This window comes from Pseudomonas sp. SMSB3, from assembly GCF_052041965.1.
Classification (GTDB): Bacteria; Pseudomonadota; Gammaproteobacteria; order Pseudomonadales; family Pseudomonadaceae; genus Aquipseudomonas.
Window position 1 is genome coordinate 1 of record NZ_JBKGGV010000026.1, and the last position, 21,573, is coordinate 21,573.

Here is a 21,573-nt window from a genome sequence, read left to right on the forward strand (position 1 = left end):
GGCGCATCGCGAGCTAGCGCTCGCTCCTACGTTTGTTTCGGGCCAGTTATTCCTGTGGGATTTGCGCGCGAACCTTGTGGCGCATGACTGATAATCGCGTCGGACCAACAAGGCGGTCGCGCGCACCTGTCACAGGCTTTACTGGCCTGAAACAAACGTAGGAGCGAGCGCTAGCTCGCGATGCGCCGCGCGGGTGGCGCTCGATTTTCGCCACAACACAGCAACAACGGCGTGCACCCGTTGCTCCGCCTGGAATTGCCTGTGCACACCCGTTCACCCAGCCCCCTCTCTCCCGTACACTGCGCGATTGCGACAGTGTTTGTCGCATTGCCGAAAGCCTGGCTGAAACAGGGTTTTGCGCTGTAACAAGTTGTCGCTTGGCCGCAAGGACAGGCGCGGATCAGTCCTTACAATCCCCCCATCGCTCGCCAGTTCCAGGCCAGCGTTTCGCTTCAGGAGACTCAGATGTCCGTTGAGCAAGCCCCGGTGCAACGTGCCGATTTCGACCAGGTGATGGTCCCCAACTATTCCCCGGCGGCTTTCATCCCGGTGCGAGGCGAGGGCTCCCGCGTGTGGGACCAGTCCGGTCGCGAGCTCATCGACTTTGCCGGCGGCATTGCGGTCAATGCCCTGGGCCACTGCCACCCTGCGCTGGTCAAGGCCTTGACCGAGCAGGCCAACACTCTCTGGCATGTGTCCAACGTCTTCACCAACGAGCCGGCCCTGCGCCTGGCCCACAAGCTGGTCGAGGCCACCTTTGCCGACCGTGCGTTCTTCTGCAACTCCGGCGCCGAGTCCAACGAAGCCGCCTTCAAGCTGGCGCGCCGCGTCGCTCATGACCGTTTCGGCCCTGAAAAGCACGAGATCATCGCGACCGTGAACAGCTTCCATGGCCGTACCCTGTTCACCGTCAGCGTTGGCGGCCAGCCCAAGTACTCCGATGGCTTTGGCCCCAAGATCACCGGCATCAGCCACGTGCCGTACAACGACCTGGAAGCGCTCAAGGCGCAGATTTCCGACAAGACCTGCGCCGTGGTGATCGAGCCGATCCAGGGTGAGAGCGGTGTCGTGCCTGCCGACAAGGCCTACCTGGAAGGCGCGCGCCAGCTGTGCGACGCGCACAACGCCCTGCTGATCTTCGACGAAGTGCAAACCGGTGTCGGCCGTACCGGCTCGCTGTACGCTTACCAGCACTACGGCGTCACCCCGGACATCCTGACCAGCGCCAAGAGCCTGGGCGGCGGCTTCCCGATCGGTGCCATGCTGACCACCGAAGCCCTGGCCAAGCACCTGGCCGTCGGCACCCACGGCACCACCTATGGCGGCAACCCATTGGGCTGCGCGGTGGCCTGTGCAGTGCTGGATGTGATCAATACGCCGCAGACGCTGGCCGGCATCAAGGCCAAACACGAGCGCTTCAAGGCGCGCCTGCAAGCCATCGGTCAGCAGTACGGCCTGTTCAGCCAAGTGCGTGGCGTCGGTTTGCTGATCGGCTGCGTGCTCAGCGAAGCCTGGCAGGGCAAGGCCAAGGACGTGCTCAATGCCGCCGAAAAGCAAGGCGTGATGGTTTTGCAGGCCGGCCCCGACGTGGTGCGCTTCGCCCCGAGCCTGGTGGTCGAGGATGCCGATATCGACGAAGGCCTGGACCGCTTCGAACGCGCCGTGGCGCAGCTGACGCAAGGCTGATCGGCTTGCGTTTGATTCACTGGCCCGCCTGGGCCGGTGAATTCCGAATCCAATGCCGGTGCTGCTGCGCCGGTGGTTTTTCCGTGCCGTCGCGAACGGCGCGTATTCCAAAGGAGTGACACCATGCTGGTGATGCGCCCTGCGCAAATGGCTGATCTGAACGAAGTGCAGCGCATGGCTGCCGACAGCCCCGTTGGTGTCACCTCGCTGCCGGACGACGCGGCCCGCCTGGGCGACAAGATCGCCGCCTCGGAAACCTCATTCGCTGCCGAGGTCAGCTTCAACGGCGAGGAAAGCTATTTCTTCGTGCTCGAAGACAGCGACACCGGCAAACTGGCCGGCTGCTCGGCGATCGTCGCTTCTGCCGGCTACTCCGAGCCGTTCTACAGCTTTCGCAACGAGACCTTCGTGCACGCCTCGCGCGAACTGAAGATCCACAACAAGATCCACGTCTTGTCGTTGTGCCATGACCTGACTGGCAACAGCCTGTTGACCAGCTTCTATGTGCTGCCAGAGCTGGTCAACAGCGGTTGGGCCGAGCTCAATTCCCGCGGGCGTTTGCTGTTCATGGCCTCGCACCCCGAGCGCTTCGCCGATTCGGTGGTCACCGAGATCGTCGGCTACAGCGACGAGCAGGGCGAGTCGCCGTTCTGGGACGCCATCGGCCGCAACTTCTTCGACCTCAACTACGCCCATGCCGAGCGCCTGTGCGGGCTCAAGAGCCGCACCTTCCTCGCCGAGCTGATGCCCAACTATCCGATCTATGTGCCGTTGCTGCCCGACGCTGCCCAGGAAGCCATGGGCCAGGTGCACCCGCGGGCGCAGATCACCTTCGATATCCTCATGCGAGAGGGGTTCGAGACCGAGCACTACATCGACATCTTCGACGGCGGCCCGACCCTGCATGCGCGCACCTCGGGGATTCGCTCGATCGCCCAAAGCCGTACGGTGCCGGTCAAGCTGGATGACACGCCGGTCAAGGGCGGGCGCCCGTACCTGGTGTGCAACAGCCAGTTGCAGGACTACCGGGCGGTGCTGCTCGAGCTGGATTGGGTGCCAGGCAAGCCGCTTGGCCTGAGCCGCCAGGCGGCCGAAGCGCTGGGTGTGGGCGAGGGCGCCAGCGTGCGTCTGGTCGCGGCCTGAGCCGCTGCGATCGCAAGAGTGAGTTCTGCGTTGGCACAGGCCGGCGCACAAGGAGATAGCATGATCGTTCGTCCTGTACGCAGCAGCGATTTACCCGCGCTGATCGAATTGGCTCGCAGCACCGGCACCACCGGGCTGACCACGCTCCCAGCCAATGAGGAGCGCCTGGGTCATCGGGTCGGCTGGGCCGAGAAGAGCTTTCGCGGCGAAGCCGAGCGTGGCGACACCGACTACCTGTTCGTGCTCGAGAACGACGAAGGCCTGGTGGTTGGCATCAGTGCCATTGCCGGCGCCGTCGGCCTGCGCGAGCCCTGGTACAACTACCGCGTCGGCCTGACCGTCAGCGCCTCGCAGGAGCTGAACATCTACCGCGAGATTCCCACACTGTTCCTGGCCAACGACCTGACCGGCAACTCCGAGCTGTGCTCGCTGTTCCTGCGCAGCGACTACCGCTCCGGGCGCACCGGGCGCCTGTTGTCCTGCGCGCGGATGCTGTTCATCGCCGAATTCCCGGAGCTGTTCGGCAACAAGATCATCGCCGAGATGCGCGGCATGTCCGATGAGCACGGGCGCTCGCCATTCTGGGAAAGCCTGGGCCGACACTTCTTCAAGATGGAGTTCAGCCAGGCCGACTACCTGACCGGGGTCGGCAACAAGTCATTCATCGCCGAATTGATGCCCAAGTTTCCGCTCTACACCTGTTTCCTCTCCGAGGCTGCGCGCAGCGTCATTGGCCGCGTGCACAAGGACACCGAACCTGCACTGGCGATGCTCAAGCAGGAAGGCTTCAGCTACCAGGGCTATGTCGACATCTTCGATGCAGGCCCGGCAGTGGAATGTGAAACGGCGAAGATTCGTGCCGTGCGCGACAGTCAGAACCTGGTCCTGGCCATCGGCACGCCTGGTGAAGATGCGACGCCTTACATCATTCACAACCGCAAGCGCGACGACTGCCGTATCACTGCAGCGCCTGCGCGCCTGGCCGCCGGCACCTTGGTGGTCGATCCGCTGACCGCCAAGCGCCTGCGCATGGGTGCGGGTGACAATGTTCGCGCCGTGCCGCTGTCGGCCAGCCGGGAGGGCCAGTAAATGACCACCCATTACATCGGCGGTCACTGGCTGAGTGGCCAGGGCGAAACCGTGCAATCGCTCAACCCGGTGACCCAGGCCGTGATCTGGCAAGGCCAGGGTGCCGATGCCGGTCAGGTCGATGCGGCGGTCAAGGCCGCGCGCCAGGCGTTTCCAGCCTGGGCGCAGTTGAACCTGCAAGCGCGCATCGATCTGCTCGAGCGCTTCGCCGAGCAGCTCAAGCAGCATGCCCAGGCGCTGGCGCACTGCATTGGCGAAGAAACCGGCAAGCCCTTGTGGGAGTCGGCCACCGAGGTGACCAGCATGGTCAACAAGGTGGCCATTTCCGTACAGAGCTATCGCGAGCGTACCGGCGAGAAGAGCGGCCCGCTGGCCGACGCCACGGCTGTGCTGCGGCACAAACCACATGGCGTAGTAGCGGTGTTCGGCCCTTACAACTTTCCTGGGCACCTGCCCAATGGTCACATCGTGCCGGCGCTGTTGGCGGGCAACTGTGTGGTGTTCAAGCCGAGCGAGCTGACGCCCAAGGTCGCCGAGCTGACGGTCAATTGCTGGGTAGCCGCAGGCTTGCCGGCGGGTGTGCTGAACCTGCTGCAAGGGGCGCGCGAGACCGGCATGGCGCTGGCTGCCCATGCGGGCATCGACGGGTTGTTCTTCACCGGTTCCAGCCGTACTGGCAACCTGCTGCACCAGCAGTTCGCCGGCCGCCCCGACAAGATCCTGGCCTTGGAGATGGGCGGCAACAACCCTTTGGTGGTGGAGCAGGTCAAGGACCTCGACGCTGCGGTGTACACCATCATCCAGTCGGCATTCATCTCGGCCGGCCAGCGGTGTACCTGCGCACGGCGCCTGTTGGTGCCCGAGGGCGCCTGGGGCGACGCCCTGCTGGCGCGATTGGTCGAGGTCTGCAAAGGCATCAGTGTCGGCGCCTTCGACCAGCAGCCGGCACCGTTCATGGGCTCGGTCATTTCGCTGCAGGCGGCGCAGGCGTTGCTGGCTGCCCAGCGTGACCTGCTGGGCAAGGGCGCCGTGGCGCTGTTGCCGATGACCCAGCCCCAGGCCGCTGCCGCGCTGCTCACCCCCGGCATCCTCGACGTCACGGCGGTGGCCGAGCGGGCGGACGAAGAGCTGTTCGGTCCGCTGCTGCAAGTGCTGCGCTACCGCGACTTCGACGCGGCGGTCGAGGAGGCCAACGCTACCCAGTACGGCTTGGCTGCAGGGTTGTTGTCCGACTCGCAGGCGCGTTACGAGGAGTTCTGGCTGCGCAGCCGCGCCGGCATCGTCAATTGGAACAAGCAGCTGACCGGCGCCGCCAGCAGCGCGCCGTTCGGTGGTGTCGGCGCCAGTGGCAATCATCGCGCCAGCGCCTATTACGCTGCCGACTACTGTGCCTACCCCGTGGCTTCGCTGGAAAGCGCCAGCCTTGCCCTGCCGGCGACCCTGACGCCGGGCGTCACCCTATAACAACAGGTCACGGAGCCTTGCCGATGAAATCCTATGAAGTGAATTTTGATGGTCTGGTGGGGCCGACCCACAATTACGGCGGCTTGTCCTACGGCAACGTGGCTTCGCAGAGCAATAGCCAGCAAGGTTCCAATCCGCGCGAAGCTGCGCGCCAGGGCCTGGCGAAAATGAAAGCGCTGGCCGACCTGGGCTTCAAGCAAGGGGTGCTGGCGCCCCAGGAACGCCCGGATGTCGCCGCTTTGCGCCAGCTGGGCTTCACCGGCAGCGATGCCCAGGTGATCCAGCAGGCGGCCAGCCAGGCCATGCCGCTGCTGGTCGCCAGTTGCTCGGCTTCGAGCATGTGGGTGGCCAACGCCGCGACTGTCAGCCCCAGCGCCGACACTGCCGATGGCCGGGTGCATTTCACCGCCGCCAACCTCAACTGCAAGTTTCACCGCAGTATCGAGCATCCCACCACCAGCCGCGTGCTGGCGGCGATGTTCGCCAACGAGCGGCACTTCGCCCACCATCCGGCATTGCCGGCGGTGGCGCAGTTCGGCGACGAAGGCGCGGCCAATCACACGCGTTTTTGCCGCGATTACGGTGAGCCTGGCGTGGAGTTCTTCGTCTATGGCCGCAGCGCCTTCGACAGCCGCTACCCTGCGCCGCAGAAGTACCCGGCGCGCCAGACCCTGGAAGCGTCCCAGGCCGTTGCGCGGCTGCATGGCCTGAGCGACGACGCGGTGGTCTACGCTCAACAGAATCCCGCTGTGATCGACCAGGGCGTGTTTCACAACGATGTGATCGCCGTCGGCAATGCTGAAGTGTTGTTCCATCACCAGGACGCCTTTCTCGACAGCGACGCGGTGCTCGGCCAACTGCAGGCTAAACTGGCCAGCAAGGGCGGTCATTTTCAGGCCATCGCTGTGCCACGCGCGGCCGTGACGGTAGAGGACGCGGTACGCTCCTACCTGTTCAACAGCCAGCTGCTCAGCCGAGACGATGGCTCGATGCTGTTGGTGGTGCCGGAGGAGTGCCGTAACAATGAGCGCGTGTGGGCCTACCTCGGCCAACTCATCGCCCAGGGCGGCCCGGTCAAGGAGGTCAAGGTGTTCGACCTCAAGCAGAGCATGCAGAACGGCGGCGGCCCGGCGTGCCTGCGCTTGCGCGTGGCCTTGCAGGAATCCGAGCTGGCGGCGGTCAATCCAGGGGTTATCATGAGCGCCCCGTTGTACGCCACCTTGCTGCAATGGGTCGACAAGCATTACCGCGATCGCCTGGTCGAGGCGGACCTTGCCGACCCACAGCTGTTGCTCGAATGCCGTACCGCGCTGGATGAATTGACCCAGATTCTGCAGTTGGGCTCGGTGTACCCGTTCCAACGCCAACCTTGAAGAGAGTATTTGCAATGACCGACGCCCTGCGCCTGATCCTCGAAGACCACGACGGCACCCAGCTGGAAACCTCCTGCACACGCTTCGCCGTGCTGTGGCAAGGCAAGGAAGTATGGATTCAGCAGGATGGTCGCGGCCAGTTGCTGATCGGTGTCGACGTGGAAGAAGGCGATGCCGAGTACGCCAACCTGCTGCTGCGTCCGATGGCCACCAACCTGGTCAGCCTGCAGCTGGAGATGGAACCGGCCGAAGTCGACGAAGACGACGACCACGTCCACGGCCCTGATTGCGGCCACCACCACTAAGGAAGCGCCTATGCTCGCCCTTGGCAAATTGCTCGAGCTGACCCTGACCGACCACGAGCCGGCCGAGAAGACCCAAGTGACCACCAAGGGCGTGCGCCTGCGCTGGCTGGGGGAGGGCGCGCTGGAAGTGCGCCCGCCCGACACCGAGGACTGTGGGCTCGACCTGTTGTTGTCGGCGGGCATCCACGGCAACGAAACGGCGCCGATCGAGCTGTTGGAAAGGCTGCTGCATGGCGTGGCCGATGGCACGATCAGACCCCGTGCTCGGGTGCTGTTCCTGTTTGGTAACCCTGCGGCGATTCGGCGTGGCGAGCGTTTCGTCGAGCAAGATATCAACCGCCTGTTCAACGGCCGTCACGCGCTGTCCAGTGGCTTCGAAGCGCTGCGCGCGGCCGAACTGGAGCAGTTCGCCCGGGTGTTTTTCAGCAAGCCTGAGCGCACCCGCCTGCATTACGACTTGCACACCGCCATCCGCGGCTCGAAGATCGAGCAGTTCGCCCTGTACCCGTTCAAGGAAGGGCGCAAGCACTCGCGCCGCGAACTGGCCCGCCTGGCGGCAGCCGGGATGGAGGCGGTGCTGCTGCAAAGCAAGTCGTCGATCACCTTCAGCGCCTTCACCTACGAACAGCTCGAGGCCGAGGCCTTCACCCTGGAGCTGGGCAAGGCGCGACCGTTTGGCCAGAACGAGCAGGTCAATCTGGACAAGCTCGAAGCGCGGCTGATCCAGATCATCGAGGCCAGCGAGCCTGAAGTCGAAGCCTCACTGGACGGCCTGCAGCTGTTCAGCGTCGCCCGTGAAATCATCAAGCACAGCGACAGCTTCCACCTGCACTTGCCGGCCGACATCGAGAACTTCTCGGAGTTGAGCAAGGGCTATCTGCTGGCCGAAGACCTGGCGCAGATACGCTGGGTGGTCGAGGAGGAGGGTGCGCGCATCATTTTTCCCAATCCAAAGGTTCGCAACGGCCTGCGGGCTGGCATCCTGGTGGTTCCCGATTCAGGCCAGCAATTGGGCTGAACGCCGTGGCGCCCGGCCTGGCTCCGGGCGCCAACGGCGATTCGCGGCTTCGATGAAAACCTTTTAATTCACCGCCTGTTCCCTTTTCCCTTCCCTTGGGCGGTAATTGGCTTGCCAGTGGCGAAACGCTGCATTTAGCATCGGCTCATGTCAATTTCGCTTGCACACGTCGCAAAAGCCGTGCGTTCGACGTTTTCTATCGCATAAACACACTGCACCGAGTTTGCAGGACCGATATAATGCGGCCCTTTGCCGTCGTTTCGTCGACGTGTTTGCCCAACAGGGCCGCCGTTTCCGTGGAAGAACCTATGAAAAGCGCAGAAATCCGTGAAGCCTTCCTTCGCTTCTTCGAAGAGCAGGGCCATACCCGAGTCGCCTCCAGTTCGCTGATCCCGAACAACGACCCGACCCTGCTGTTCACCAACGCCGGCATGAACCAGTTCAAGGACTGCTTCCTGGGTGCCGAGAAGCGCGCTTATACCCGCGCCGTCAGCAGCCAGAAGTGCGTGCGCGCAGGCGGCAAGCACAACGACCTGGAAAACGTCGGCTACACCGCGCGCCACCATACCTTCTTCGAGATGCTGGGCAACTTCAGCTTCGGCGATTACTTCAAGCGCGATGCGATCACCTTCGCCTGGACCTTCCTGACCTCCGACAAGTGGCTGAACCTGCCCAAGGAAAAGCTCTGGGTCACGGTCTACGCCAGCGACGACGAAGCCTACGACATCTGGACCAAGGAAGTCGGTGTGCCGGCCGAGCGCATGGTGCGCATCGGCGACAACAAAGGCGCACCGTACGCCTCCGACAACTTCTGGACCATGGGCGACACCGGCCCGTGCGGCCCTTGCACCGAGATCTTCTACGATCACGGCGCCGACATCTGGGGCGGCCCACCCGGCTCGCCGGAAGAAGACGGCGACCGTTACATCGAGATCTGGAACAACGTCTTCATGCAGTTCAACCGCACCGCCGATGGCGTGTTGCACCCGCTGCCAGCGCCGTCGGTGGATACCGGCATGGGCCTGGAGCGCATCAGTGCGGTCATGCAGCACGTGCACTCGAACTACGAGATCGACCTGTTCCAGAACCTGCTGGGCGCCGCGGCCAAGGCCATCGGCTGCAGCAACGACGGCCAGGCCTCGCTGAAAGTGGTCGCCGACCACATTCGTTCCTGTGGCTTCCTGATCGCCGACGGCGTGCTGCCATCCAATGAAGGCCGCGGCTACGTGCTGCGTCGCATCATTCGCCGCGCCTGCCGCCATGGCAACAAGCTCGGTGCCAAGGGCAGCTTCTTCTATCAGATCGTTGCCGCCCTGGCCGCCGAGATGGGCGAGGCCTTCCCGGAGCTGAAAAACCAGCAGGCGCACATCGAGCGCGTGCTCAAGGCCGAGGAAGAACAGTTCGCCAAGACCCTCGAACAGGGCCTGCGCATCCTCGAGCAGGACCTGGCCCAGTTGCAGGGCAACGTGGTTCCGGGCGATGTGGTGTTCAAGCTGTACGACACCTACGGCTTCCCGATGGACCTGACCGCCGACATCGCCCGTGAACGCGAGCTGAGCATCGACGAGGCGGGCTTCGAGCGCGAGATGGAAGCCCAGCGTGAGCGGGCCCGCTCGGCCAGCGCCTTCGGCATGGACTACAACAGCCTGGTCAAGGTCGACAGCGCTACCGAATTCCTGGGTTACGACGCCACCGAAGGGCAGGGCAAGATCATCGCCCTGTACAAGGACGGCCAGTCGGTCGACCAGCTCGGTGAAGGCGAGCAAGGTGTCGTGGTGCTTGACCGCACACCGTTCTATGCCGAATCCGGTGGCCAGGTCGGCGATAGCGGGTTCCTGCAGGCTGGCGCTGCGCGTTTCGACGTGCGCGACACCACCAAGACTGGCGGTGCCTTCCTGCACCACGGCGTGGTCGCCAGCGGCGCACTGCTGATCGGCGCGCCGGTCGAGGCCAAGGTCGACGCCCAGGTGCAGCACGCCACCGCCTTGAACCACTCGGCTACCCACCTGCTGCACGAAGCGCTGCGCCAGGTACTGGGCGAGCACGTGCAGCAGAAGGGCTCGCTGGTCGACAGCCAGCGCCTGCGTTTCGACTTCAGCCATTTCGAGGCGGTATCGCCTGCACAGATCAAGGCCCTGGAAGAGATCGTCAACCGCGAGGTGCGCCGCAATACGCCGGTGCAGACCGAGCTGACCGACATCGAAACCGCCAAGGCCAAGGGCGCCATGGCGCTGTTCGGCGAGAAGTACGGCGACACCGTGCGCGTGCTGACCATGGGCGGTGATTTTTCCGTCGAGCTGTGCGGCGGCATCCATGCCAAGCGCACCGGCGACATCAGTGTTTTCAAGATCATCAGTGAAGGTGGCGTGGCCTCTGGCGTGCGCCGTATCGAAGCGGTCACCGGCGCCGCTGCCCTGGCTTATCTGAACGCTGCCGAAGAGCAAGTCAAGGAAGCGGCGCAGCTGGTCAAGGGCAACCGTGACAACCTGATCGACAAGCTGTCGGCTGTGCTCGAGCGCAACCGTCAGCTGGAAAAGCAGCTTGAACAGCTGCAGGCCAAGGCCGCCAGCGCCGCCGGGGACGATCTCTCCAATGCGGCCGTGGAGGTCAAGGGGGCCAAGGTGCTTGCCGCTCGCCTGGATGGGCAGGATGGCAAGGCGCTGCTGGCCCTGGTCGATCAACTGAAGAACAAGCTCGGCCACGCAGTGATCCTGCTGGGCAGCGAGCATGAGGGCAAGGTCGTGCTGGTGGCAGGCGTGACCAAGGACCTCTCCAGCCAACTCAAGGCTGGTGACCTGATGAAACAAGCCGCCGCAATCGTGGGTGGCAAGGGCGGCGGTCGTCCGGACATGGCTCAGGGCGGTGGCGTCGACGCCGCCGCCCTGGATCAGGCCCTGGCCCTGGCCGTCCCGTTCGCAGAGCAGGGACTTTGAGATGAGGGGGCCATGCGCCCCCTCATGTTGGATGGTTTTTTTGGGGCCCTGTAAGGGCTGAGGCACCATTGAAATGGCGTTGATCGTACAGAAATTTGGCGGCACCTCTGTCGGTTCCATCGAGCGGATCGAGCAGGTTGCCGAAAAGGTCAAGAAGCACCGTGAGGCTGGCGATGACCTGGTGGTCGTGCTGTCGGCCATGAGCGGTGAGACCAATCGCCTGATCGACCTGGCCAAGCAGATCACCGATCAGCCGGTTCCACGGGAACTGGACGTGATCGTCTCCACCGGTGAACAGGTCACCATTGCCCTGTTGGCCATGGCCTTGATCAAGCGTGGCGTGCCAGCGGTGTCGTACACCGGCAACCAGGTGCGCATCCTCACCGACAGCGCGCACAACAAGGCGCGCATCCTGCAGATCGACGACCAGAAGATCCGCGCCGACCTCAAGGCCGGTCGCGTGGTCGTGGTCGCCGGCTTCCAGGGTGTGGACGAGCACGGCAGCATCACCACCCTCGGCCGTGGCGGCTCGGACACCACTGGCGTGGCCCTGGCGGCTGCGCTCAAGGCCGACGAGTGCCAGATCTACACCGACGTCGACGGCGTCTACACCACCGATCCGCGCGTCGTGCCGCAGGCGCAGCGTCTGGAGAAGATCACCTTCGAAGAGATGCTGGAAATGGCCAGCCTCGGCTCCAAGGTGCTGCAGATCCGCTCGGTGGAGTTCGCCGGCAAGTACAACGTTCCGCTGCGCGTGCTGCACAGCTTCAAGGAGGGTCCGGGTACCCTCATTACCATCGATGAAGAGGAATCCATGGAACAGCCGATCATTTCCGGTATCGCCTTCAACCGTGATGAGGCCAAGCTGACCATCCGTGGCGTGCCGGATACCCCCGGCGTGGCCTTCAAGATCCTCGGCCCGATCAGCGCTTCGAACATCGAAGTGGACATGATCGTGCAGAATGTATCCCACGATAACACCACCGACTTCACCTTCACCGTACACCGCAACGAGTACGAGAAGGCCTACAGCGTGCTGGAAAACACCGCTCGGGAAATCGGCGCGCGTGAGGTCATCGGTGACACCAAGATCGCCAAGGTGTCGATCGTCGGCGTCGGTATGCGCTCGCACGCAGGCGTTGCCAGCCGCATGTTCGAGTCCTTGGCCAAGGAGAGCATCAATATCCAGATGATCTCCACCTCCGAGATCAAGGTTTCGGTGGTGATCGAAGAGAAGTATCTGGAACTGGCCGTACGCGCGCTGCACACCGCGTTCGAGCTCGACGCTCCCGCCCGACAGGGTGAGTAAGGCCTAGCCTGAAGGGCGCGGCTTGCCGCGCCCTTCGCGTTTCTGGTCGTCACACGGGCCTTGTCCTGCCTGTGCGATGGCCACCCTGGCTCAGTGCCGTCGTCCACGGCCGAGCCAAGCCATTCGAAGACTGTATCCCTGACTGTTTTGCGTAAGGAGAAAGCTATGTTGATTCTGACTCGTCGGTGCGCCGAGAGCCTGATCATTGGAGACGGCGAGATCACCGTGACGGTGCTTGGCGTCAAAGGCAACCAGGTACGGATCGGTGTCAGCGCGCCCAAAGAAGTGGCCGTGCACCGTGAAGAAATCTACCTGCGGATCAAGAAAGAGAAGGACGAAGAGCCAAGCCTTTAATTCTTTTGAAGTTTTTTTCAAAAAAAGGGTTGCAAACGAGGAAGAGGGTGTTTAATATTCGCCTCGTGTTGCGGTGAGGTGGCCGAGTGGCCGAAGGCGCTCCCCTGCTAAGGGAGTATACCTCATAAGGGTATCGGGGGTTCGAATCCCCCCTTCACCGCCATTATTTGCGTAGGGCGCTGTAAGCAGCAAGATTGCTAAGTCGTTGAAGTTAAACGAAAAGTTCTTGCAAAAATGTTTCAGCGAACTATCATGCGCGGCAAGACACGGACTCATAGCTCAGCTGGATAGAGTACTCGGCTACGAACCGAGCGGTCGCAGGTTCGAATCCTGCTGAGTCCGCCACTTTTGAAGTGGCTTTGCTTACAAAGCTGCTTCAAATCACCAGTGGTAACCTGGTCTAAAATTACCAACGACGGACTCATAGCTCAGCTGGATAGAGTACTCGGCTACGAACCGAGCGGTCGCAGGTTCGAATCCTGCTGAGTCCGCCACTTTTGAAGTGGCTCTGCTTGCAAAGTCGCTTCACCCCACCAGTGGTAACCTGGTCTAAAACTACCACCACGGACTCATAGCTCAGCTGGATAGAGTACTCGGCTACGAACCGAGCGGTCGCAGGTTCGAATCCTGCTGAGTCCGCCACTTTTGAAGTGGCTCTGCTTGCAAAGCTGCTTCACCCCACCAGTGGTAATCTGGTCTAAAACTACCACCACGGACTCATAGCTCAGCTGGATAGAGTACTCGGCTACGAACCGAGCGGTCGCAGGTTCGAATCCTGCTGAGTCCGCCATACAATCAAGAAGCCCGCTCCCATGAGCGGGCTTTTTGTTTTCCGCTTCACGGTTTTGTCAGTATCGCTCAACTAGACTTGCCAGCAGGCCAGTGCAGCGTTCACTACCTATCGAATGTGTTCTTTGTGGCCCGATCGGCGTCGCACTCATGGCTTCGCGCGTTGTCCTAGCTTTATCTCGCAAGCGCTTGTTCTGGCCAAAAATTTTAAGCGATCTGACAGCTTAGGCAGTGTATGATTGCGCCCGTCAGCCCCGCCGGGGCTTGTGGAAAACCACCATGGACTTACCCAGTAGTTACTCCTTAACACGATTCATACAGCTAGATCTGACTGATTGATTCTTCCGGCGTGCTCCGCTGCTGGGAGTGGAGTTCGCCTATGACTGAAGTAGAAGTAAAAAAAGCGCAAGAAAGCCTGCAGGATCGCCTGGCCCAGGTGGTCGAACTGCTGCAGCGCCAGCGCCTGGTCGAAGACCTTACCCATCGCCAGGAAGGTCAGCACAACGACCTGGTGGAAAACCTCGTCCACCGGCAGAACCTGGTCGAACTGCAGCGCAAGCTCGACGACCTGCACCCCGCCGACATCGCCTACATCCTTGAAGCCTTGCCCCTGGAAGACCGTCTGACGGTCTGGCAGCTGGTGCGCTCGGACCGCGACGGCGACATTCTTCTTGAAGTGTCCGACTCGGTGCGCCAGTCGCTGATCGCCGACATGGACGATCACGAGATCCTCGCCGCGGCCAAGGAAATGGACGCCGACGAGCTGGCCGACCTGGCCGCCGAGTTGCCCCGTGACGTGGTGCACGAGCTCATGGAAAGCCTCGACGCCCAGCAGCGCGAGCGTGTGCGCTCGGCGCTGAGCTACGACGAGGAGCAGGTCGGCGCGCTGATGGACTTCGAGATGGTCACCATCCGCGAAGACGTCAGCCTGGAAGTGGTATTGCGTTACCTGCGACGCCTGAAGGAACTGCCCAACCACACTGACAAACTCTTCGTCGTCGACTATGACGGCATCCTCAAGGGCGTGCTGCCGATCAAGCGCTTGCTGGTGAACGACCCGGAGAAGAAGGTTGCCGAGGTCATGGCCACCGACCCGGTATCGTTCCACCCTGACGAGGATGCCTACGACGCGGCTCAGGCGTTCGAGCGTTATGACCTGGTCTCTGCACCGGTAGTGGACAAGAGCGACCGCCTGATCGGTCGTCTGACCATCGATGAAATGGTCGACCTGATCCGCGAGGAGAGCGAGAGCGAAGTGCTCAACATGGCCGGTCTGCGCGAGGAAGAAGACATCTTCGCCTCGGTCTGGCGGTCTCTGCGCAACCGTTGGGCGTGGCTGGCGATCAACCTGATCACCGCCTTCGTCGCTTCGCGGGTCATTGGCCTGTTCGAAGGCTCGATCGAGAAGCTGGTGGCACTGGCAGCACTGATGCCGATCGTTGCCGGCATTGGCGGCAACTCCGGTAACCAGACCATCACCATGATCGTGCGCGCCATGGCGCTGGACCAGGTGTCGCCGGGCAACACCAGCCGCCTGATGCGCAAGGAGTTGGCCGTGGGGCTGCTCAATGGCCTGATCTGGGGTGGCGTGATCGGAGCGGTGGCGTTCTGGTTGTATGGCAGTTGGTCGCTGGGGGTGGTGATGACTGCCGCGATGACCCTCAATCTGCTGCTCGCGGCGCTGATGGGCGTGCTGATCCCCATGACGTTGACGCGCCTGGGACGCGACCCGGCGATGGGCTCGAGCGTGATGATCACGGCAGTCACCGACAGCGGCGGGTTTTTCATCTTCCTGGGCCTCGCCACCCTGTTCCTGCTCTGAGCTAACCAACCCTTACGCGAAAAAAAGCCAGCGAATGCTGGCTTTTTTGTGTCTGCCGGGAAAGTGCCTCAGGAGGCGTCGGCAGCCATTTCCACATCGTGAGCGATGAGGGCCACCAGGGCGTTTTGCTGGCGGTGGGACAGCTGGCGGAAGCGTTGCAGCAGTTCGCGCTCGTGCAGCGACAGCTCGGGGCTGTCCAGGCGCATGCTCAGCTCGTCGCCCAAGGCGCCTTCCTGGATGAGGCTCTGTTCCAGGCGCGCGATGATTTCGGAGTTCATGCTGCGGTGGTGGTTGCGCGCTACCTCGGCAATGCGCTCACGCATCCCGTCAGGCAGGCGGACGACGAACTTGTCAGCGGTGCGGCTCGAATAAATAGCCTGTTTCATTGGGCGCATATGATTGACCGGATTTACTGGTTCAGGGGGAGCGGATCACAAATTGGCCGCACGGGATGTCAGTACGACCGTGGCGACAACAAAATGTTCAACCGTCATATAAATTTGGGTGCTCATCATGCCTCAAGGTCGCCGTTTCCTTGGCGTCAATTCTGTGACAAATAGTGATCCGGATAAAGGCTTTTTGCCAGTACCAATTATCAGAAATGAGCACTGGTTTGAAAAGTTTCGCATTCATCCGGACCCCATACTGTCAGCCGCTTGCCGTCAAAAACCTGTAAAACGCAGCAAAGGCCCAAGAAAACCCCTAAAATGCCCAGGTTTCCTCACTTAGAGCATAGTGGCTATGCAACATGACGCAAGCGGCCGAAAGGGAGACACAGGCCGCCTGATTTTTTTGCTGGGACCTTCTGGCGCGGGCAAGGATTCGTTGATCGATGCCGCCCGCCCGCAGCTGTTCGCAGCGGGCGTACAAATCGCCCGCAGGGTCATTACCCGCTCCGCTGAAGCCAAAGGTGAGGCGGCCGAAGGGGTGAGCACCGAACGCTTCAGGCAACTGCGCGAGCAGGGCGCGTTCGCCATGCACTGGCACGCCAACGGCCTGGACTATGGGATTGCCGTGCAGGTGGATACCTGGCTGGCCGAGGGGCATTCGGTGCTGGTCAACGGCTCGCGAGCCTATCTGCCGCAGGCGCTGCAACGTTACCCTGATCTGCTCGCCGTGGCCTTGCAGGTCAGCCCCACGGTACTGCGCCAGCGCTTGCTGGCCAGGGGGCGAGAAACGTCGGAGCAGATCGACCAGCGCCTGGCGCGCAACGACCAGCTGCAGACGCCACAAGCGCCGCCAGGGGTGGTGCGGCCGCTGGACAATTCCGGCCAGCTGGCTGATACCGTGACGCGTTTCATCGCCTTGCTGCGCCAGGAAAAGCTCATCACCCCCTAGCGTAAGAAAAGCCGTAGCTGGAAAAAGCCCTATTCAGGCATGACAAACGGCGGTGCGCTGGTTAACATGCTCGCCGTCCTGCCACCGCTGAGTTTGCATCAGCGCACCACTGGCAGGTCGTAGTCCCTGTAGTTTAATGGATAGAACGGGGCCCTCCTAAGGCCTTGATGTGGGTTCGACTCCCGCCGGGGACGCCATTTTCGCTAAATCCCTCTCTACGTCCCTCGTCTCCTGAGCACAAGGCCGACGTGCGCCGCGCACGCCTGGGCCAAAGCCCGCTGTCACTTCACGAGGGTCGAAGGATGCATGCCGCCATCTGCTCGCAGGCCAGCCAGGTGCTGCCTGTTGCCAACCAATCGCTGGTCACCGTGCGCCGCGTGGCTGTCCAAGGGGACAAGTCATGAGCGCCGTGCTGGAACTGCTCGCCCGGCCCCTGCTGCCCGGCCAGCGCAGCCTGCCGTTGCTGGTCGAGGCGCCTCACCCCGGGCTGGACTTGAACGAGGCGCTGGAGCCAATCCGCGCCCTGGTCGAGCGTCACTTGCTGCAGGTCGGCGGCATTCTGTTCCGCGGTTTCGAGGTCGGTGGAGCCGAGGCGTTTCGCAGCTTCGCGGCCGGGTTTGGCCATCCGCTGTTGAACTACGAGTTCGGCTCGACACCGCGCAGCAATGTCACTCAAGGGGTGTACACCTCCACTGAATATCCGCCGCATCAGAAGATCCCGCTGCACAATGAGCAGGCCTACACCCGCGAATGGCCAATGAAAATCTGGTTCTACAGCATGGTCGCCGCACAAACCGGCGGCGAGACGCCGATTGCCGACAGCCGCGAGGTATTCCGCCGTATCGATCCGCGTATCCATGAGCGCTTCAACCGCCATGGCCTGATGTACGTGCGCAACTTTGGCAACGGCCTGGACGTGCCCTGGGAGCAAGTGTTCAACACCGACGACCCTGCGGTGGTGCAGGCCTACTGCCAGCGCCACGGGATCACCTGCGACTGGAAAGACGACGGCGAGTTGCGCACCCGTCAGGTCTGTCAGGCCGTGGCCCGTCATCCGCGCACCGGTGAAGAGGTCTGGTTCAACCAGGCGCATCTGTTCCACGTGTCGAACCTGCCCGCCGATGTTCGCGAGAGCCTGCTGGAGGTGGTGGACGAAGAAGATTTGCCCCGTAACGTCTACTACGGCGATGGCTCGCGCATCGAGGATTCGATCCTCGATGAAGTGCGCGGCGTACTCGACGCCTGTACCGTTGCCTTTCCCTGGCAGGAAGGCGATGTACTGATGCTCGACAACATGCTCGCCGCCCATGCGCGCAGCACCTTCAGCGGCAAGCGCAAAGTCATCGTGGCCATGGCCGAAGGGCACGGCGCCGGCTGAATCCCGGTGCCACGGGTCATGCGCCGGCACGCCTCGGGGGTGCCGGTGCAGTGGCGCGAAAGCCACCGCGCGTTTTGCTCGACCGCGCCTAAATGCAAGCGCGAACCATTCGTTCAACAGGTATCGCGGAGCCCAGGGCGGCTCCCATCACCGGTTCGGACGACCTATGAGCACCCTCGATCAATCCTACAAGCTGGCGCGCCGCTTCATTGAGTTGCCGCTGGAAAAACGCCGTGTCTTCTTCGCCGCCCTGCGCGCGGAACAGGTCGATGCCAGCAGCTACCCGATCCCGGACTGCACCGGCATCGCCGGCCGTGACCAGCTGTCCTACGCCCAGCAGCGCATGTGGTTCCTGTGGCAGCTGGAACCTCAAAGTGCTGCCTACAACCTGCCAGGTGCGGTACGCCTGCTCGGCAAACTGGATCACGCTGCGCTGGAGCTGGCCTTTGCCGACCTGGTGCAACGCCACGAGTGCCTGCGCACCACCTTCACGCACGTGGACGGGCAAGCCCTGCAGCAGGTGGCGGACGAGGCGCAGTTGCAGGTGCGCCATGTCGATCTGCGCGCCCTCGACCCTGGGCTGCGCCTGCAGCGCACACGCGAAGCCGTTGCCGCCGAAGCCGGCCAGCCCTTCGACCTGCAGCAAGGCCCGTTGCTGCGGGTAGTGTTGTTGCAGCTGGCCGCCGATGAGCATGTGCTGTTGCTGACCATGCACCACATCATCGCCGACGGTTGGTCGATGAACATTCTCATCGAAGAATTCATGCGCAGCCTGGATGCTCGCAGTGCCGGCCGGGCGGCGCAGTTGGCGCCGCTTGCGGTGCACTACCGCGACTACGCGCTGTGGCAGCGCAGCTGGATGGAGGCCGGTGAGCAGGCCCGCCAGCTCGATTACTGGCGCGCCCAGCTGGGTGAGGAGCACGAACCGCTGGAGCTGCCCACCGACCGGCCGCGCCCAGCACAACCAAGCCATGCGGGTGCGCGTCTTGAAGTTGCCATCGACACCGCGCTGCATGCCGGCCTCAAGGCCCTGGCCCAGCACCATGGCACGACCTTGTTCGTGGTGCTGCTGGCGGCGTTCAAAACTCTGTTGTACCGCTACAGCGGCCAGGGCGACATCCGCGTCGGCGGCTTGATCGCCAACCGCAACCGCGCCGAGGTCGAAGGGCTGATCGGCTTCTTCGTCAATACCCAGGTGCTGCGCAGCCAGCTGACCGGCGAGCAAACCTTCGCCGCGCTGCTGCACGCGCTGCGCCAGACCGCGTTGGGCGCGCAAGCGCACCAGGAACTGCCGTTCGACGCCTTGCTCGAAGCGCTGCAGCCCAACCGCAGCCAGAGCCACAACGCGCTGTTCCAGGTGATGTACAACCATCAGCCGCTGGTGACCGACATCCACGGCATGCGCCTGCAAAGCGGTCTGCAGCTGGCCCACTTGACTGCCGAGCAGAGCGTGGCCGGCGCACGCAGCCATGCCGCCGCCAGCGACCTGATGCTGGAAACCCGCGAAGAAGGCAACCGCCTGCTAGCGGCTTTCACCTACGCCAGCGACCTGTTCGATGAAGCTACCGTGGCGCGCATGGCCGGCCACTGGTGCACTCTGCTGCGCAGCGTACTCGCCGACCCACAGGCTCGCCTTGGCGACCTGCCCATGCTCGATGCTCAGCAGCACCAGCAGTTGCAGGGCTGGGCCCTCCGTGCCCCAGCCTTGGCCGCCCCGGCGTTGGTCCATCAGCGCTTTGCGGCCCAGGCGGCGCGCACCCCCGAGGCGGTGGCGCTGGTGCTGGCCGGCGCAGGGCAGGGCGCCAGCCTCAGCTACGCCGAGCTTGAGCGGCGCAGCACCGCCCTGGCCCGCCAACTGCAACAGCTGGGGGTCGGCCCCGAGGTGCTGGTCGGGGTGGCACTGGAGCGTTCGTTGAGCATGGGCGTCGCCCTGCTGGCCGTGCTCAAGGCGGGCGGCGCCTATGTGCCGCTGGACCCACAGGCGCCCAGCGAGCGCATCGCCCAAGTGTTCGCCAGCAGCGGCCTGCGGGTGCTGCTGACCCATTCTGAGCTGCTCGAGCAATTGCCCGCCGCCGACGGCGTCGAGATGCTGTGCCTGGATCGAGCGCAACTGCCCGCCGATGGGCCGGCCGAGCCGCCGCTGGCGGCCGCGCTCGTCCCCGGCAACCTGGCCTATGTCATCTACACCTCTGGCTCCACTGGCCTGCCCAAGGGCGTTGCCATCAGCCATGGCGCGCTGGCCGAGTTCTGCGAACTGGCCTGCGACTATTCGCAGCTGAGCGCGAATGATCGCGTACTGCAGTTCGCCACCTGCAGCTTCGATGGCTTCGTCGAGCAGTTCTATCCACCCCTGTGTGTCGGTGCGCGAGTGATCCTGCGCGATGGCCAGCTGTGGGACAGCGCCAGTTTCCACGGCGCCCTGGAGCAGCATGGCATCACCGTCGCCGACCTGCCGGCGGCGTATTGGCACATGCTGGTGCAGGATTACGCGCGTGGCGCCCCGCGCAACTTCAAGGGGTTGCGGCAAGTGCACGTCGGCGGTGAGGCCATGGCCGTCGATGGCCTGGACCTATGGCGTCGCGCCGGCCTTGCCGGCGTGCGCCTGCTCAATACCTATGGCCCGACCGAAGCCACGGTGGTGTCGAGCATTCACGACTGCACCGCGCTCAGCTCACAGGCTGTGTCCTGGCGCGGCGTCCCCATCGGTCAGGGCCTGGCCGGTCGCCGGCTGTGCATCCTCGACGGTCACTTGCAGCCGGTCGCGCCGGGCGTCATCGGCGAGCTGTACATCGGCGGCCCGGGCCTTGCCCGTGGCTACCATGGCCAGCCGGCATTGAGCGCCGAGCGTTTCCTGCCCGATCCGCAGGTGCCAGGCGCGCGCCTGTACCGCACGGGCGACCGCGCCCGCTTCGCCGACGACGGCGCCATCGAATACATCGGCCGCGTCGATCAGCAAGTGAAAGTGCGCGGTTTTCGTATCGAGCTGGGCGAGATCGAGATGCGCCTGCAGCACTGTGCCGGGGTTCGCGAAGCGGCGGTGCTGGCCGTGGACATGGCCGCTGGTCGGCAACTGGTGGGCTACGTGGTGACCGATGCCGGTGCTGCCGACGCCGACGCTCAAGCCCGGGCGATCCGCGACGCACTGCGCGCGGTGCTGCCCGATTTCATGGTCCCTGCACACTTGGTGGTACTCGACCGCCTGCCGCTGACCCCCAGCGGCAAGCTCGACCGCAAGGCCCTGCCGGCGCCTGACCTGAGCCAGTTGCAGGCCAGCTTCCGCGCGCCCGTCAGCGAGCAGGAGCAGCGCCTGGCGGCGATCTGGATGCAGGTGCTGCAGGTACCGCAAGTGGGCCTGGACGACAGCTTCTTCGAACTGGGCGGGCATTCGCTGTTGGCCGCCCAGGTCATCGCCCGCATCAAGTCCGAGCTTGGCATCGCACTGCCGATGCGCAGTTTGTTCGAGCGTCCGCACCTGGCCGCCCTGGCCGCAGAGCTGCAGGCCTTGGACGCGACCGCCGACGAGGACTGGGCGGACATGGAAGCGTATCTGAATTCCCTGGAGGAGGTTTGAG

The 21,573-nt window shown here is 63.4% G+C and carries 15 protein-coding genes and 6 tRNA genes; 20 read left to right on the plus strand and 1 reads right to left on the minus strand.

The window, feature by feature from the left end; all coding sequences use genetic code 11:
* Positions 1–465: 465 nt before the first annotated feature.
* From ACLEJW_RS22915 to mgtE, 16 genes are all read left to right on the plus strand, one after another.
* Positions 466–1,686: an aspartate aminotransferase family protein gene (locus ACLEJW_RS22915; RefSeq protein WP_145193492.1), complete on the plus strand. Its 1,221-nt coding sequence runs from the start codon at positions 466–468 to the stop codon at positions 1,684–1,686.
* Positions 1,687–1,809: 123 nt separating this feature from the next.
* Positions 1,810–2,829, plus strand: a complete 1,020-nt coding sequence (gene aruF / locus ACLEJW_RS22920; RefSeq protein WP_313460067.1) for an arginine/ornithine succinyltransferase subunit alpha — start codon at positions 1,810–1,812, stop codon at positions 2,827–2,829.
* A 60-nt stretch (positions 2,830–2,889) separates the two neighbouring features.
* Positions 2,890–3,918, plus strand: a complete 1,029-nt coding sequence (astA, locus tag ACLEJW_RS22925; RefSeq protein ID WP_145193495.1) for an arginine N-succinyltransferase — start codon at positions 2,890–2,892, stop codon at positions 3,916–3,918.
* Complete coding sequence (gene astD / locus ACLEJW_RS22930; protein ID WP_313301902.1) at positions 3,919–5,382, plus strand: succinylglutamate-semialdehyde dehydrogenase; 1,464 nt, start codon at positions 3,919–3,921, stop codon at positions 5,380–5,382.
* Between the two features lie 23 nt (positions 5,383–5,405).
* Complete coding sequence (gene astB, locus ACLEJW_RS22935) at positions 5,406–6,755, plus strand: N-succinylarginine dihydrolase (protein ID WP_440778299.1); 1,350 nt, start codon at positions 5,406–5,408, stop codon at positions 6,753–6,755.
* Between the two features lie 14 nt (positions 6,756–6,769).
* Positions 6,770–7,060: a topoisomerase II gene (locus ACLEJW_RS22940; RefSeq protein ID WP_145193501.1), complete on the plus strand. Its 291-nt coding sequence runs from the start codon at positions 6,770–6,772 to the stop codon at positions 7,058–7,060.
* Between the two features lie 10 nt (positions 7,061–7,070).
* Complete coding sequence (astE, locus tag ACLEJW_RS22945) at positions 7,071–8,078, plus strand: succinylglutamate desuccinylase (protein WP_440778300.1); 1,008 nt, start codon at positions 7,071–7,073, stop codon at positions 8,076–8,078.
* Positions 8,079–8,386: 308 nt separating this feature from the next.
* Positions 8,387–11,011, plus strand: a complete 2,625-nt coding sequence (gene alaS, locus ACLEJW_RS22950) for an alanine--tRNA ligase (protein WP_145193505.1) — start codon at positions 8,387–8,389, stop codon at positions 11,009–11,011.
* 73 nt (positions 11,012–11,084) lie between these two features.
* A complete protein-coding gene (locus ACLEJW_RS22955) occupies positions 11,085–12,320 on the plus strand; it encodes an aspartate kinase (protein ID WP_145193507.1) in 1,236 nt (411 codons plus the stop codon).
* A 165-nt stretch (positions 12,321–12,485) separates the two neighbouring features.
* The gene (gene csrA / locus ACLEJW_RS22960; protein ID WP_003254503.1) at positions 12,486–12,674 is read left to right on the plus strand and encodes a carbon storage regulator CsrA; all 189 of its coding nucleotides are present in this window, start codon (positions 12,486–12,488) and stop codon (positions 12,672–12,674) included.
* A 72-nt stretch (positions 12,675–12,746) separates the two neighbouring features.
* Positions 12,747–12,837 (plus strand) — tRNA-Ser (locus ACLEJW_RS22965).
* 105 nt (positions 12,838–12,942) lie between these two features.
* Positions 12,943–13,019, plus strand: a tRNA-Arg gene (locus ACLEJW_RS22970).
* A 72-nt stretch (positions 13,020–13,091) separates the two neighbouring features.
* Positions 13,092–13,168, plus strand: a tRNA-Arg gene (locus tag ACLEJW_RS22975).
* Between the two features lie 71 nt (positions 13,169–13,239).
* Positions 13,240–13,316 (plus strand) — tRNA-Arg (locus tag ACLEJW_RS22980).
* Positions 13,317–13,387: 71 nt separating this feature from the next.
* Positions 13,388–13,464 (plus strand) — tRNA-Arg (locus tag ACLEJW_RS22985).
* 378 nt (positions 13,465–13,842) lie between these two features.
* Positions 13,843–15,285: a magnesium transporter gene (mgtE, locus tag ACLEJW_RS22990; RefSeq protein WP_145193509.1), complete on the plus strand. Its 1,443-nt coding sequence runs from the start codon at positions 13,843–13,845 to the stop codon at positions 15,283–15,285.
* 68 nt (positions 15,286–15,353) lie between these two features.
* Here the strand turns inward: mgtE and ACLEJW_RS22995 are convergent, their stop codons facing one another.
* Positions 15,354–15,680, minus strand: a complete 327-nt coding sequence (locus ACLEJW_RS22995) for an Arc family DNA-binding protein (RefSeq protein WP_003254499.1) — start codon at positions 15,678–15,680, stop codon at positions 15,354–15,356.
* A gap of 346 nt (positions 15,681–16,026) precedes the next feature.
* On the opposite strand from ACLEJW_RS22995, the gene phnN reads away from it, so the two are divergent.
* The 4 genes from phnN (at position 16,027) to ACLEJW_RS23015 (ending at position 21,572) form a co-directional block, all read left to right on the plus strand.
* Positions 16,027–16,623 (plus strand): phosphonate metabolism protein/1,5-bisphosphokinase (PRPP-forming) PhnN, encoded by a 597-nt coding sequence (gene phnN, locus ACLEJW_RS23000; protein WP_313460081.1) that lies wholly within the window; start codon positions 16,027–16,029, stop codon positions 16,621–16,623.
* A gap of 122 nt (positions 16,624–16,745) precedes the next feature.
* Positions 16,746–16,820: transfer RNA gene (locus ACLEJW_RS23005), tRNA-Arg, on the plus strand.
* Positions 16,821–17,023: 203 nt separating this feature from the next.
* Entirely contained in the window at positions 17,024–18,001 is a 978-nt protein-coding gene (locus ACLEJW_RS23010; RefSeq protein ID WP_440778301.1) for a TauD/TfdA family dioxygenase, read from the plus strand.
* Positions 18,002–18,167: 166 nt separating this feature from the next.
* A complete protein-coding gene (locus ACLEJW_RS23015) occupies positions 18,168–21,572 on the plus strand; it encodes an amino acid adenylation domain-containing protein (protein WP_440778302.1) in 3,405 nt (1,134 codons plus the stop codon).
* Position 21,573 lies beyond the last annotated feature (1 nt).